Origin of the sequence: Arthrobacter sp. PAMC25284, assembly GCF_019443425.1 — a bacterium.
Taxonomy (GTDB): domain Bacteria; phylum Actinomycetota; class Actinomycetes; order Actinomycetales; family Micrococcaceae; genus Arthrobacter; species Arthrobacter oryzae_A.
On sequence record NZ_CP080382.1, the window covers coordinates 2,734,049 to 2,748,062 of the forward strand.

Annotated in this window: 4 protein-coding genes, 3 rRNA genes and 1 pseudogene; 6 read left to right on the plus strand and 2 right to left on the minus strand. The window is 61.7% G+C overall.

Features of this window, described 5'->3' with window-relative positions; genetic code table 11:
- Nucleotides 1-361 precede the first annotated feature (361 nt).
- The 6 genes from KY499_RS12665 to KY499_RS12690 all read left to right on the plus strand — a co-directional run bounded on the left by KY499_RS12665 (nt 362) and on the right by KY499_RS12690 (nt 10,987).
- Nucleotides 362-1,889 (plus strand): 16S ribosomal RNA (locus KY499_RS12665).
- A 541-nt stretch (nt 1,890-2,430) separates the two neighbouring features.
- Nucleotides 2,431-5,567, plus strand: a 23S ribosomal RNA gene (locus KY499_RS12670).
- A 244-nt stretch (nt 5,568-5,811) separates the two neighbouring features.
- Nucleotides 5,812-5,928, plus strand: a 5S ribosomal RNA gene (rrf, locus tag KY499_RS12675).
- The 16S, 23S and 5S rRNA genes sit together here, the layout of an rRNA operon.
- A 454-nt stretch (nt 5,929-6,382) precedes the next feature.
- A complete protein-coding gene (locus KY499_RS12680) occupies nt 6,383-6,670 on the plus strand; it encodes an HU family DNA-binding protein (RefSeq protein ID WP_123256536.1) in 288 nt (95 codons plus the stop codon).
- A 172-nt stretch (nt 6,671-6,842) separates the two neighbouring features.
- Nucleotides 6,843-9,023: a cytochrome c oxidase assembly protein gene (locus KY499_RS12685; protein WP_375141095.1), complete on the plus strand. Its 2,181-nt coding sequence runs from the start codon at nt 6,843-6,845 to the stop codon at nt 9,021-9,023.
- A complete protein-coding gene (locus KY499_RS12690) occupies nt 9,023-10,987 on the plus strand; it encodes an NHL domain-containing thioredoxin family protein (RefSeq protein ID WP_123256534.1) in 1,965 nt (654 codons plus the stop codon). Before KY499_RS12685 ends, KY499_RS12690 begins: the two co-directional genes overlap by 1 nt.
- 174 nt (nt 10,988-11,161) lie before the next feature.
- Here KY499_RS12690 and KY499_RS12695 read toward each other — a convergent pair whose 3' ends face one another.
- Both KY499_RS12695 and KY499_RS12700 read right to left on the minus strand, forming a co-directional pair.
- Nucleotides 11,162-12,154 (minus strand): hypothetical protein, encoded by a 993-nt coding sequence (locus tag KY499_RS12695; RefSeq protein ID WP_183164588.1) that lies wholly within the window; start codon nt 12,152-12,154, stop codon nt 11,162-11,164.
- Between the two features lie 111 nt (nt 12,155-12,265).
- Nucleotides 12,266-14,006: pseudogene (locus tag KY499_RS12700) on the minus strand (helicase HerA-like domain-containing protein).
- Nucleotides 14,007-14,014 lie beyond the last annotated feature (8 nt).

The following is a 14,014-nucleotide window of genomic DNA, read 5'->3' on the forward strand; positions in this document are numbered from 1 at the left end:
GATGAATGGCCTGGAATATGGTGCGCTTTGTGGCGTGCCGGTGTCCGGGTGGGGATCCTCCTGGTGTGGTGGTGGATTGGTGTGATGCCGGTTTGCTTAGTGTGCCGGGTTCGGGTAAGTTTGTCAGGTTGCTCCGGAGCGATCCACGGTTGAGGTTGTGGTGGTGCCGGGTGTGTCTGTTGTTTGAGAACTCAATAGTGTGCCAAGTTTGTTGATACCAATTTATTGTATTGAATTGGTTGAATGTGCTGGATCCGCCACCCCGTGGTGTGGTCTGGTGTTTTTGGCTGGTTTCAAATTTTGTGCAGCCGGCGTTCCCGTTTTCCCGGGGGCGTGTGGTTGTGTCTGTTTTTGTTTTACTTCAACGGAGAGTTTGATCCTGGCTCAGGATGAACGCTGGCGGCGTGCTTAACACATGCAAGTCGAACGATGATCTCCAGCTTGCTGGGGGGATTAGTGGCGAACGGGTGAGTAACACGTGAGTAACCTGCCCTTAACTCTGGGATAAGCCTGGGAAACTGGGTCTAATACCGGATATGACTCCTCATCGCATGGTGGGGGGTGGAAAGCTTTATTGTGGTTTTGGATGGACTCGCGGCCTATCAGCTTGTTGGTGAGGTAATGGCTCACCAAGGCGACGACGGGTAGCCGGCCTGAGAGGGTGACCGGCCACACTGGGACTGAGACACGGCCCAGACTCCTACGGGAGGCAGCAGTGGGGAATATTGCACAATGGGCGCAAGCCTGATGCAGCGACGCCGCGTGAGGGATGACGGCCTTCGGGTTGTAAACCTCTTTCAGTAGGGAAGAAGCGAAAGTGACGGTACCTGCAGAAGAAGCGCCGGCTAACTACGTGCCAGCAGCCGCGGTAATACGTAGGGCGCAAGCGTTATCCGGAATTATTGGGCGTAAAGAGCTCGTAGGCGGTTTGTCGCGTCTGCCGTGAAAGTCCGGGGCTCAACTCCGGATCTGCGGTGGGTACGGGCAGACTAGAGTGATGTAGGGGAGACTGGAATTCCTGGTGTAGCGGTGAAATGCGCAGATATCAGGAGGAACACCGATGGCGAAGGCAGGTCTCTGGGCATTAACTGACGCTGAGGAGCGAAAGCATGGGGAGCGAACAGGATTAGATACCCTGGTAGTCCATGCCGTAAACGTTGGGCACTAGGTGTGGGGGACATTCCACGTTTTCCGCGCCGTAGCTAACGCATTAAGTGCCCCGCCTGGGGAGTACGGCCGCAAGGCTAAAACTCAAAGGAATTGACGGGGGGCCCGCACAAGCGGCGGAGCATGCGGATTAATTCGATGCAACGCGAAGAACCTTACCAAGGCTTGACATGGACCGGACCGGGCTGGAAACAGTCCTTCCCCTTTGGGGCCGGTTCACAGGTGGTGCATGGTTGTCGTCAGCTCGTGTCGTGAGATGTTGGGTTAAGTCCCGCAACGAGCGCAACCCTCGTTCCATGTTGCCAGCGCGTAATGGCGGGGACTCATGGGAGACTGCCGGGGTCAACTCGGAGGAAGGTGGGGACGACGTCAAATCATCATGCCCCTTATGTCTTGGGCTTCACGCATGCTACAATGGCCGGTACAAAGGGTTGCGATACTGTGAGGTGGAGCTAATCCCAAAAAGCCGGTCTCAGTTCGGATTGGGGTCTGCAACTCGACCCCATGAAGTCGGAGTCGCTAGTAATCGCAGATCAGCAACGCTGCGGTGAATACGTTCCCGGGCCTTGTACACACCGCCCGTCAAGTCACGAAAGTTGGTAACACCCGAAGCCGGTGGCCTAACCCCTTGTGGGAGGGAGCTGTCGAAGGTGGGACTGGCGATTGGGACTAAGTCGTAACAAGGTAGCCGTACCGGAAGGTGCGGCTGGATCACCTCCTTTCTAAGGAGCACCTACAATCACCGTGCCTCATGTATGTGGGTGTGGCGGGGTTGTCAGGAGTATATGCCCGTTGCGCAGACGCTAGTTCTGCGGCGGGTGCTCACGGGTGGAATATCAACAAGTAGCGGCCGCGTGTTTGTCTGCGGCACCCAGTACGGCGGGTCTCTTCCTTTGGGGAGGGTCCGGCCTGGAACGGTGCGGCTCATGGATGGGTGGTTTCGTGTTTGGCACACTGTTGGGTCCTGAGACAACAGGACCGGATGTTGTGGCGGGTGTGTTCTTTTCCTTCGGGGGAGGGGCGGGCCGGCTGCGGGGTCCGGGACTTGTGTTTCTGGTTTCCTGGCTGCACCGATGATGCACGTTTGTGTGTGTGGGGTGTGTGGTACGGGGTTGTTGTTTGAGAACTACATAGTGGACGCGAGCATCTTTTATAAGAAGCAATTTCCAAGAATATGAACCTGGATCTGTCCCGGGCGCCTTTCGGGGTGTTTGGGGTGGTTTTCGTGGTTCTCTCGAAAATAGCGTTTTATTGATCTTTTGTGGTCAAGTTTTTAAGAGCACACGGTGGATGCCTTGGCATTAGGAGCCGAAGAAGGACGTAGGAATCTGCGATAAGCCTGGGGGAGTCGATAACCGGACTGTGATCCCAGGGTGTCCGAATGGGGAAACCCCGCCAGACGCGCGAGTGATCTGGTGACCCGCATCTGAACACATAGGGTGCGTGGAGGGAACGCGGGGAAGTGAAACATCTCAGTACCCGCAGGAAGAGAAAACAATAGTGATTCCGTCAGTAGTGGCGAGCGAACGCGGATCAGGCTAAACCGTTCCATGTGTGATAGCCGGCGGGCGTTGCATGGTCGGGGTTGTGGGACTTTCCGTTCCAGCTCTGCCGGGCTGGGAAGGTGAGAGTGTGGACATAGGTGAACGGTCTTGAAAGGCCGGCCGTAGAGGGTGTGAGCCCCGTAACCGAAATGTTGTGCACCGCCTGGAGAGTATCCCAAGTAGCACGGGGCCCGAGAAATCCCGTGTGAATCTGTCAGGACCACCTGATAAGCCTAAATACTCCCTAATGACCGATAGCGGACCAGTACCGTGAGGGAAAGGTGAAAAGTACCCCGGGAGGGGAGTGAAACAGTACCTGAAACCGTGTGCTTACAATCCGTCGGAGCAGTCTTAGTTACTGTGACGGCGTGCCTTTTGAAGAATGAGCCTGCGAGTTAGTGTTACGTCGCGAGGTTAACCCGTGTGGGGAAGCCGTAGCGAAAGCGAGTCTGAATAGGGCGTTGCAGTGGCGTGATCTAGACCCGAAGCGAAGTGATCTACCCATGGCCAGGTTGAAGCGACGGTAAGACGTCGTGGAGGACCGAACCCACTTCAGTTGAAAATGGAGGGGATGAGCTGTGGGTAGGGGTGAAAGGCCAATCAAACTTCGTGATAGCTGGTTCTCCCCGAAATGCATTTAGGTGCAGCGTTGCGTGTTTCTTACCGGAGGTAGAGCTACTGGATGGCTAATGGGCCCCTACAAGGTTACTGACGTCAGCCAAACTCCGAATGCCGGTAAGTGAGAGCGCAGCAGTGAGACTGTGGGGGATAAGCTTCATAGTCGAGAGGGAAACAGCCCAGACCACCAACTAAGGCCCCTAAGCGTGTGCTAAGTGGGAAAGGATGTGGAGTTGCGAAGACAACCAGGAGGTTGGCTTAGAAGCAGCCATCCTTAAAAGAGTGCGTAATAGCTCACTGGTCAAGTGATTCCGCGCCGACAATGTAGCGGGGCTCAAGTACACCGCCGAAGTTGTGGATTTCAGATAATAGCCAAGCCGCTCCCTTGTGGGGTTGGTTCAGGCGTCTGGAGTGGTAGGGGAGCGTCGTGTGGGCAGTGAAGTCGCGGTGTAAACCAGCGGTGGAGCCTACACGAGTGAGAATGCAGGCATGAGTAGCGAAAGACGGGTGAGAAACCCGTCCGCCGAATGATCAAGGGTTCCAGGGTCAAGCTAATCTGCCCTGGGTAAGTCGGGACCTAAGGCGAGGCCGACAGGCGTAGTCGATGGACAACGGGTTGATATTCCCGTACCGGCGAAAAACCGCCCATGCTGAACAGGGGATACTAACCGCCCGAAACCTGCCCGATCGCCCTTGTGGTGTGAGGGTTTTGGTGGAGCGCGGGACCTGATCCTGGGAGGCAAGCGTATTAACAGGTGTGACGCAGGAAGGTAGCCGAGCCGGGCGATGGTTGTCCCGGTCTAAGGATGTAGGGCGAACGGTAGGCAAATCCGCCGTTCATGATGCCTGAGATCTGATGGGACTCCCGTAAGGGGGGATTCGGTGATCCTATGCTGCCAAGAAAAGCATCGACGCGAGGTTTTAGCCGCCCGTACCCCAAACCGACACAGGTGATCAGGTAGAGAATACTAAGGCGATCGAGAGAATTATGGTTAAGGAACTCGGCAAAATGCCCCCGTAACTTCGGGAGAAGGGGGGCCCCCATCGTGATGGACACTAGCTGTCCGGAGCGTGCAGGGGCCGCAGAGACCAGGGGGAAGCGACTGTTTACTAAAAACACAGGTCCGTGCGAAGTCGCAAGACGATGTATACGGACTGACTCCTGCCCGGTGCTGGAAGGTTAAGAGGACCGGTTAGCCGCAAGGCGAAGCTGAGAATTTAAGCCCCAGTAAACGGCGGTGGTAACTATAACCATCCTAAGGTAGCGAAATTCCTTGTCGGGTAAGTTCCGACCTGCACGAATGGAGTAACGACTTCCCCGCTGTCTCAACCATAAACTCGGCGAAATTGCAGTACGAGTAAAGATGCTCGTTACGCGCAGCAGGACGGAAAGACCCCGAGACCTTTACTATAGTTTGGTATTGGTGTTCGGAGTGGCTTGTGTAGGATAGGTGGGAGACGTTGAAACCCGGACGCCAGTTCGGGTGGAGTCATCGTTGAAATACCACTCTGGTCACTTTGGACATCTAACTTCGGCCCGTAATCCGGGTCAGGGACAGTGCCTGATGGGTAGTTTAACTGGGGCGGTTGCCTCCTAAAAAGTAACGGAGGCGCCCAAAGGTTCCCTCAGCCTGGTTGGCAATCAGGTGTCGAGTGTAAGTGCACAAGGGAGCTTGACTGTGAGAGAGACATCTCAAGCAGGGACGAAAGTCGGGACTAGTGATCCGGCGGTACATTGTGGAATGGCCGTCGCTCAACGGATAAAAGGTACCTCGGGGATAACAGGCTGATCTTGCCCAAGAGTCCATATCGACGGCATGGTTTGGCACCTCGATGTCGGCTCGTCGCATCCTGGGGCTGGAGTAGGTCCCAAGGGTTGGGCTGTTCGCCCATTAAAGCGGTACGCGAGCTGGGTTTAGAACGTCGTGAGACAGTTCGGTCCCTATCCGCTGCGCGCGCAGGAAATTTGAGAAGGGCTGTCCTTAGTACGAGAGGACCGGGACGGACGAACCTCTGGTGTGTCAGTTGTACTGCCAAGTGCACCGCTGATTAGCTACGTTCGGATGGGATAACCGCTGAAAGCATCTAAGCGGGAAGCTCGCTTCGAGATGAGATTTCCATACACCTTGTGTGTGAGAGGCCCCCAGCCAGACCACTGGGTTGATAGGCCGGATGTGGAAGCGAGGACTAACGACTCGTGAAGCTGACCGGTACTAATAGGCCGATAACTTACACCACACACTCCTCCCCGTGAACGGATTCAAAAGACGTTCACACCACGGGAAGAGTAAAGAAACAAGATACGCTTGCGTCCACTATGTGGTTCCCAACCAACAAACCCGCCACGGGTTTCGTTGCCTGGTGAACCAACAACAAAATAACAACACCACACCACCCCCACACACACAACGGGGGCGGACGTGGACAGGTTGTAACCACAACTTTCCCCACCCCGGCCATGCCAGGATGCGGGACATAAGGTTACGGCGGTCACAGCGTGGGGGAAACGCCCGGTCCCATCCCGAACCCGGAAGCTAAGACCCACAGCGCCGATGGTACTGCACCCGGGAGGGTGTGGGAGAGTAGGACGCCGCCGGACAACCATTAACAGGTCGAGAGCCTCCAACCACCACGTTGGAGGCTCTCCCTGTTTAACCCCCCAACCACAGAAGCAACGGACACGACCAGAACGCGCAGCACCCACCCGCAGTACGCCACCTCAGGCATTGCCGGAGCCTCCCCCCTGAACCCCCTTGAGGCGCAGGACGTGCGGAAGGGCTGCCCCGCACGCGGCAGAAGCTGCGGAAGCATCGCCACCCAGCTTGCAGCAGGTGAGGGAGGGCCGAGCCAAACGCTGCGGAACGTGAGGGAGCGTCCGCTGTCGGCGAAATTTGACCTTCAAAGCCGCGATTTCCCGTGATATTGGCCAAAAAAGGCTGAAAACACGCGGAATTTCCCGCCTCGCGGGCAGCAAGCTGGTAAGTTTTCGAACAGTGGTTTGCGCGCATGCCGTGTGTAGACTCCAGAAATCATGACCGTCCAGGAGGACATAAATGGCTAAGAACCGTAGTGAACTTGTTGCTGAGGTAGCCGGCAAGGCTGGCACCAGCCAGGCAGCAGTCAACTCCGTGCTCGACGCGTTGTTCGAGGTTTTCGAGACCTCCGTCGCCGCGGGCGAAAAGATCACCATCCCGGGCTGGCTCGCCGTCGAGCGTACCGACCGTGCAGCCCGCACCGGCCGCAACCCGCAGACCGGTGAGACCATCCAGATCGCCGCTGGCCACAGCGTCAAGCTGACCGCCGGCTCCAAGCTGAAGGCTGCAGTCTCCACGAAGAAGTAATTTACTTCGCAGACTTGAATGGAGCGCCGACCCTGGGGTCGGCGCTCCATTCGCTTTAAGTGCCGCGTTGCGTCCAGCCGATCCTGTGCACCGCAGGACGGCGCGCCCCGGTCCCGCGCAACGATTCGCCGCGCGGACGGGCGTAGCGGACAATGGTGGTGTGCCTCCTGCCGTGAACTCACAGCCCACCGCCCCTGCCCCCCGGAGGGCAGCCCGCGGTGCCGTCGGCCCGGGCGGAATTTCGGGACCGTGGCAAATCGCCGGCCTGGCCGCACTGTTCATCGGCCTGGCCGCCGCACTCATCTTCTCCGGGGCCGTAGCCGCCCGGGAGGTCTCCGACCCCGGCGCACTTGTCCGCTGGGGTCTTCCGGTCAGCAAGGCGCTTCACAACGTCTCCCTCGCCACAGTAATCGGCGGTCTCATTTTTGCCGTAGGAATCCTTCCCAGGAGCACGCACGGCTCGAGGTCCAGGGACCGGGACGCACCGGAGCATCCTGCGTTCACCCGGGCATTGACCATCGCCGCCGCGGCCGGTGCCGCATGGACTCTCTCCGCCATCGCCGTGCTGGTGCTCGGCTACGCCGATATCGCAGGGCAGGGCGTTTCCGGGGATGAGCAGTTCACCCGGTCCCTGCTGTACTACATGACGGGCCTTGAAGCGGGCCGGGCCTGGCTGGCCGTCGTCGTCATCGCCGCCGTGGTCACTACTGCTCTCTTCGGCGTCCGCTCCCTCGGCGCCCTCGCCGGCACCCTGCTCCTGGCGATGTCCGGGCTGGTGCCTGCTGCGCTGATCGGGCACTCGTCGAGTTCGAGCGACCACGAAGGGGCCATCAACTCGCTCGGCCTCCACCTCGTGGGAGTCTCGGCCTGGGTCGGCGGCATCATCATGCTGGCTCTGCTCTCCGGCATTCTCAGCGGTGCCCGCACCGGCGCAGGGCTGGCCGGCGCGAACCGCGTCGGGACCTCCGCCCCGGACATTACGGAGCCGACGCTTCGCCGCTTCTCCACCCTCGCAGGTTTTGCCTTCGCTCTGGTCTTCGCCTCCGGCGTTATCAACGCGAGCATCCGCATCACCAGCTGGGCAGACCTGTTCGGTTCGGTCTATGGCCAGCTGCTCCTGGCTAAGACCGCGGCGACCCTCGTGCTGGGGTGTATCGGCCTGATGCACCGCCAATGGATTATCCCGCAACTCGGCCACAGGGGCATGGGCAAGTCTGCCCGCCGGGTGCTCTGGCAGCTGGTGCTCGCGGAAGTGTTGATCATGGGCGTGACGTCGGGAATCGCCGTCGGACTGGGCCGCTCCGCCCCGCCGCAACCCGCCACCTTGGCCCCCGCCGCAACCCCCGCCTTCATTCTTTCGGGTTATGACCTTCCGCCCGAGCTCACACCGGAGCGCTGGCTTACGGAATGGCGGTTCGACTGGCTGTGGATCGCCGTCGCCGCCTTTGGCCTCGTGGCCTACGTCGCGGGCGTTCTGAAGCTGCGCCAGCGCGGCGACTCCTGGTCCTGGTTCCGGTTGGCCAACTGGGTGATCGGTTTGCTGGCCCTGATCTACATCACCTCAGGCGCACCCTCGGTCTATGGCCGGATCCTCTTCTCCGTACACATGATCGACCACATGGCGCTGACCATGGTGGCACCGATCTTCCTGGTCCTGGGGGCACCGGTCACGCTCGCGCTCCGGGCGCTGGCACCCCGCCGGGACAGCTCCCGTGGCCCCCGCGAATGGCTGCTCGTCTTTGTACATTCGAAGTTCTCGCAGCTCGTGACGCATCCGCTGTTCGCGGCCGCCAACTTCGCCGGTTCAATTGTGCTGTTCTACTACTCGGATGCCTTCGGCTTCGCCATGCGGGAGCACGTGGGCCACGAATTGATGAACCTGCACTTCGCACTGACCGGTTACATCTTTGTACTGACCATGATTGGAACCGATCCTCTGCCGCGGCGTGCGCCCTTCCCCATGCGGCTTCTCCTGCTGCTGGCCACAATGGGCTTCCATGCGTTCTTCGGCGTCGCCATTATGGGCGGCACGGGACTGCTGGCCGCCGACTACTTCGGCAATCTGGGCCGGACCTGGGGGGTTTCGGCCCTGCTGGACCAGCAAATGGGCGGCGCCGTGGCCTGGGGCATCGGCGAGGTGCCCACCTTGCTCGTGGCGATCGGTGTCGCCATCCAGTGGTCCCGCTCGGACGAACGCGAGTCCAAGCGCACCGACCGGGCGGCGGACCGGAATAACGACGCCGACCTCACTGCTTACAACGATATGTTTGCCAAGCTGGCCGAACGTGACGCCAAGTTGGCCGAACGCGACGCCAAGTTGGCGGAACGAAACTCACATCTGGAAGGACGCTGATGACTGAAACCGTGCGCACCCACCTACGGGTCCGGGCCTCCGAACTCGTCGGCCGGGGCTGGCTGAACACCGGCGGCAAAACCCTGGACCTGGAATCGCTGCGCGGCAAGATCGTGCTGCTGGACTTCTGGACGTTCTGCTGCATTAACTGCCTGCATGTCCTGGACGAACTCCGTCCGCTTGAGCAGCAGTATGCCGACGTCCTGGTGACTGTCGGCGTGCACTCGCCCAAGTTCGAGCACGAAGCTGACCCCGTCGCGCTGGCCGCGGCCGTGGAGCGTTACGAGATCCGCCATCCCGTCCTGGACGACCCGGAACTCGATACCTGGAAGGCCTATACGGCCCGCGCGTGGCCGACCCTCGTCGTCATCGATCCCGAGGGTTACATCGTGGCCCACCTGTCCGGTGAAGGGCACGCTGATGGCCTGGCCGTGCTTATCCCGGAACTGATCGCCGAACACGAGGCCAAGGGCACCCTGCACCGCGGCGATGGCCCCTACGTGGCACCGGAACCGACGTCGGGGACGCTGCGCTTCCCGGGCAAGGCCCTCTACCTCCCCGCCGGCCGGGGCGCCTCCGGAACGGACGCCGACGCCGGCACCTGGCTCGTCACAGACACCGGACATCACCGCCTGGTGGAGCTGGCCACCGACTTCGAGACGGTCCTGGGCACCTTCGGGTCAGGGGAGAAAGGTTATGCGGACGGCCCCGCCGATTCCGCCCGGCTCAACGAACCACAGGGCCTGGTCCTGCTTCCCGAAGATGTCGCCGCGAAAGCCGGGTACGACATCGTGATCGCCGACACCGTCAACCACCGGCTCCGCGGCCTCTCCCTGGCCGACCGAAGTCTCCGCACACTCGCCGGGAACGGCGTCCAGCGGCTGCTTGAAACCGGGCCGGCCCGCGTCGACGAGGAAGGCGCCGCCTTCGGGACGGCGCTGGAATCCGATCCGCTCACCGTCTCACTGAGTTCGCCCTGGGACGTGGTCTGGTCGGCCAGGCTCAATGCCGTGGTCGTGGCGATGGCGGGCGTGCACCAGATTTTCAGTTTCGATCCCATCACCGGGGCCGTGGCGATCATTGCCGGCAACGGCCTCGAAGGACTCCTGGACGGCCCTGCCTCCGAAGCCTGGTTCGCCCAGCCATCCGGTCTCGCCGAGGACGCGGACGGCAACATCTGGGTCGCCGACTCGGAAACCTCCGCGCTGCGTAAACTCGTGATCGACGCGGACGGCAGTATCGCCGTCGAATCCGCCGTCGGCAAGGGGCTCTTCGACTTCGGCTTCCGGGACGGTTCCGCCGCCGACGCCCGGCTGCAGCACCCGCTGGGCGTCACGGTCCTGCCCGACGGCTCGATCGCGATCGCGGACACGTACAACGGTGCGGTGCGCCGCTACGATCCGGCGACCGGCACGGTGTCCACACTCGCCCGGGGCCTGTCGGAGCCCTCCGACGTGATTGTGGACCACACCCGGGTGGCCGGGGCTGAGCCGCTGCTGGTGGTCGTTGAAGCCAACAAGCACCAGTTGGTCTACGTGCCCATCCCCAAGGAAGCGCAGCAGGTCGATGAGGGTGCGGCCCAGACCCAGCGGCCCAAGAGCCCGGTCGCCCCCGGGCTGCTGGAGCTGTCCGTGCGGTTCACGGCGCCGACCGGCCAGAAGCTTGATGACCGCTGGGGCGACCCCACCCAGCTCAAGATCTCCTCCACGCCCCCGGAGCTGCTGCTCTCCGGCGGCGGGACCTCCGTCGGCCTGCTCCGCACGCTGGAGCTCTCCGCGGACGTCCCCGAAGGAGTCCTGCACATTACCGCCCGGGCCGCAGCCTGTGACGGTCCCGAAGACGCCGACGGGGAAATCCCGGACCACGCGGCCTGCCACCTGTACCAGCAGGACTGGGGTATCCCGGTGCTGCTGGACGCCGACGGGGACACCGAACTCGTACTCGACCTGCGCGGGATGGACTAGGCGCGGCCGGGACAGGCCGGACCGGCATGTCCCGGACCAAAGGCTGCCACTGCTGACCGTGCCGTCAGCGGTGGCAGCCTTTTTCGTTTCCGTGGTCCCGGAAATTGGCTTCGGCGGACCCTGGCGGCCCGTCTGCCCAGCCGCGGCCCTGAAGCACCAGCGCCGGCAACGGGCTCAGAAGTTCAGAAGCGGGGTGACCTTGACGGTGTCGCCCGCGATGTCCAGGCGTGTGGTGAAACTGAATTCATGGACTTCATTGAGATCCGTAACGATTCCACTGAACAAGTCCACCTGCCGGGCCTGGATGCGGGCCTTTCCGTTCAGTGGAGCCACGACCCAGCGGCCGCCGAAGGGCTCGATGCTGACCGCCGGGTATTCGCTAATGCTCCAGTCAATGGTCCCGTCGACCACACGGTTGTAGGTGGCGTGATAAAACGGGCAGTCGGGCTGGAGCCGTTGTTGCTTATCTGCCTCATCCGCGCAGGAGTCCAGGAACTCCTGGACCTTGCCGCTTACGGCGTCCTTCAGCCCGTCCGTGGCGTAGGTCAGGAGGTTGAGCGCTGGCGGGGGAGTGTCCCGGCCGGACAATGTGGTCCGGGTGGGTGCGGCCGCAAAGTATTGTCCGTTCAGAGAGGCCTCGTATTCGCCGGGGTAGAAAACAGCAAAGGAGTTGCGGCCGCTGGGCATGTTCACCGGGACTCCGTTCAGCGAGGCCTCGTTGGAGTTCACGACGGTCACGTCCAGGACGGGGAGCGAGGCCGGGACGAATGACCACTTGCTGAAGAAGAGCCACCGGGTCCCGGTGCGTTCGAGCAAAAATTCGGTGTGCAGTTCGCTGCCGTTGATGGAGTAATCCATCGGAACCATAACCTGGTTCCCGCTGCGGTTCTCCGCATCGCCGAACCTGGCGTCCGTGATGTTTGAGGCAGCTGTCTGCAATGCGGTCCCGTCCAGCATTGACGCACTGCCCTGCGGCACCGAAGCGTTCAGCAGTCCGAGAGCCTTGGCCCCCTCGCCCTTCTGCAATGCCGCAACGTACTCGCGGACGGGCTGCTGCGGGCCGGCGACGGAAGTATTGACCAGATAAATTGAAAAGATGGCCGCGGCCACGGCAAGCATCAGGCCCAGCAGCCATATGGCCGCCAGCCTGATTAACCCCTGACTCATTTGCACTTACCTTACGTTACCTGCACGCTGCACAAAGCCGGGTGTTGCGGTGACGCTGGCACCATTGGGTGTGACCGCCCGGGCGGCCATCTCAAGGCCGCGGAGATGCGGTTAGCGGCGCCGGCGGCGCCGCGACGACGTACCGAAGACCCCGCGGAGCAACTCCCGGCCCAACTGGGTTCCGAGCGAACGCGCCATGCTTTTGAGTCCTCCGCCGAAGACTCCGCCAAGCACACCGTCGACGTCGCCCGCGGCGTTGGAGTCCGGCCGGGGCTGCCGGGGTGCGGGTGCTGCGCGGCCGGTTGACGGCGCGGGTGCCGGTGATGGCGCCGGGGCAGAACGGCGGCTGGGGCGGCCCAGGATCTCTTCCTCGATCCGCCGTGCCTCGGCATCCACGCTGCCAGGATCGACGACGTCACGGCTGCCGGCGTCATGACTGGCGGAGCGGCCACTGTCCCGGACCGTTCCGCTGTTTCCGGCGCCGCCGTCACCGGCCGCAGGGCCTTTGCCGAGCTTTTCAAACGCCGAGACGTTGTCCACCGCCGTGCCGTAGGCAGGGAGCAGGCCGGAAGCGGCCACGATGCTGGCGATCAAGGCATCCTCGCTGGGGCCCATGGCGGACTCCGGGGCGCGCATCCGGGTCAGGGCGACTGGCGTTGGCGCCCCGCGTTCATTCATCACAGTGATGACCGCTTCACCGATCCCGGCCGTGGTGAGCGTTTCCGCAAGGTCGTAGTCGCTGATCGGAAACGTGGAGACCGTGGCTTTGAGTGCCTTGGCGTCGTCCGGCGTGAAGGCGCGCAGGGCATGCTGGATCCGGTTGGCGAGCTGCCCCAGCACGTCGCCCGGGACATCCTTAGGGGTCTGGGTTACGAAGAAAATGCCGACGCCCTTGGACCGGATCAGCCGGACCGTCGTGGTGATGGCATCGAGGAAAGCCCTGGACGCGTCCTTGAACAGCAGGTGGGGCCTCGTCCAGGAAGAACACGAGTTTGGGTTTGTCCAGGTCGCCGACCTCCGGCAGGTCCTCGAAGAGATCCGCCAGCAGCCACATCAGGAACGTAGAGAACAGCAGGGGTTTGGTCTGCAGCGTCGGCAGTTCCAGGCAGCTGACGATGCCATGCCCGTCCGCGGTAGTGCGCAGCAGTTCGGCGGTGTTGAACTCCGGCTCGCCGAAGAATTTCTCCATGCCCTGCGCCTCAAGGGTGATGAGTTCGCGAAGGATGACTCCGGCGGTGGCCTTCGAGAGACCGCCCAGCTCCTCGAGTTTCTCTTTTCCCTCGTCGGAGGTAAGGAACTGGATGACCGCGCGCAGATCCTTAAGGTCGATAAGTTCCAGGTTGTTCTTGTCGGCGAAGTGGAAGATCAGCTGCAGACTGGATTCCTGGGTGTCGTTGAGCTCCATGATCCGGGAAAGCAGGATGGGCCCGAACGAGGTGATGGTGGCGCGGACCGGAATTCCGTGGCCGTCCCCGCCGAGGGCCAGGAATTCCACCGGGAACACCCTGCCGGACCACGGCTGGCCGATGCTCGCGGTCCGGGCCAGTAGCTTTTCGCTTCCCGTGGCGGCCGTGGCGAGCCCGGACAGGTCGCCCTTGATGTCGGCCAGAAAGACCGGGACCCCGGCGGCGGACAGCTGTTCGGCCATCATGTGCAGCGTGACGGTCTTGCCGGTCCCGGTGGCCCCCGCGACGAGACCGTGCCGGTTCATCATCGCCAGGGGGAGCCGGACCTTGGCATCCTTGTGCAGCTCGCCGTCGACGATCGCTGCGCCGAGTTCAATCGTGGGTCCGTCCAGGGTGTAGCCCTGCTGGATGGTGGCGACTTTGTCGGCAGTTGATTTGATGGCCATGCGGCCAG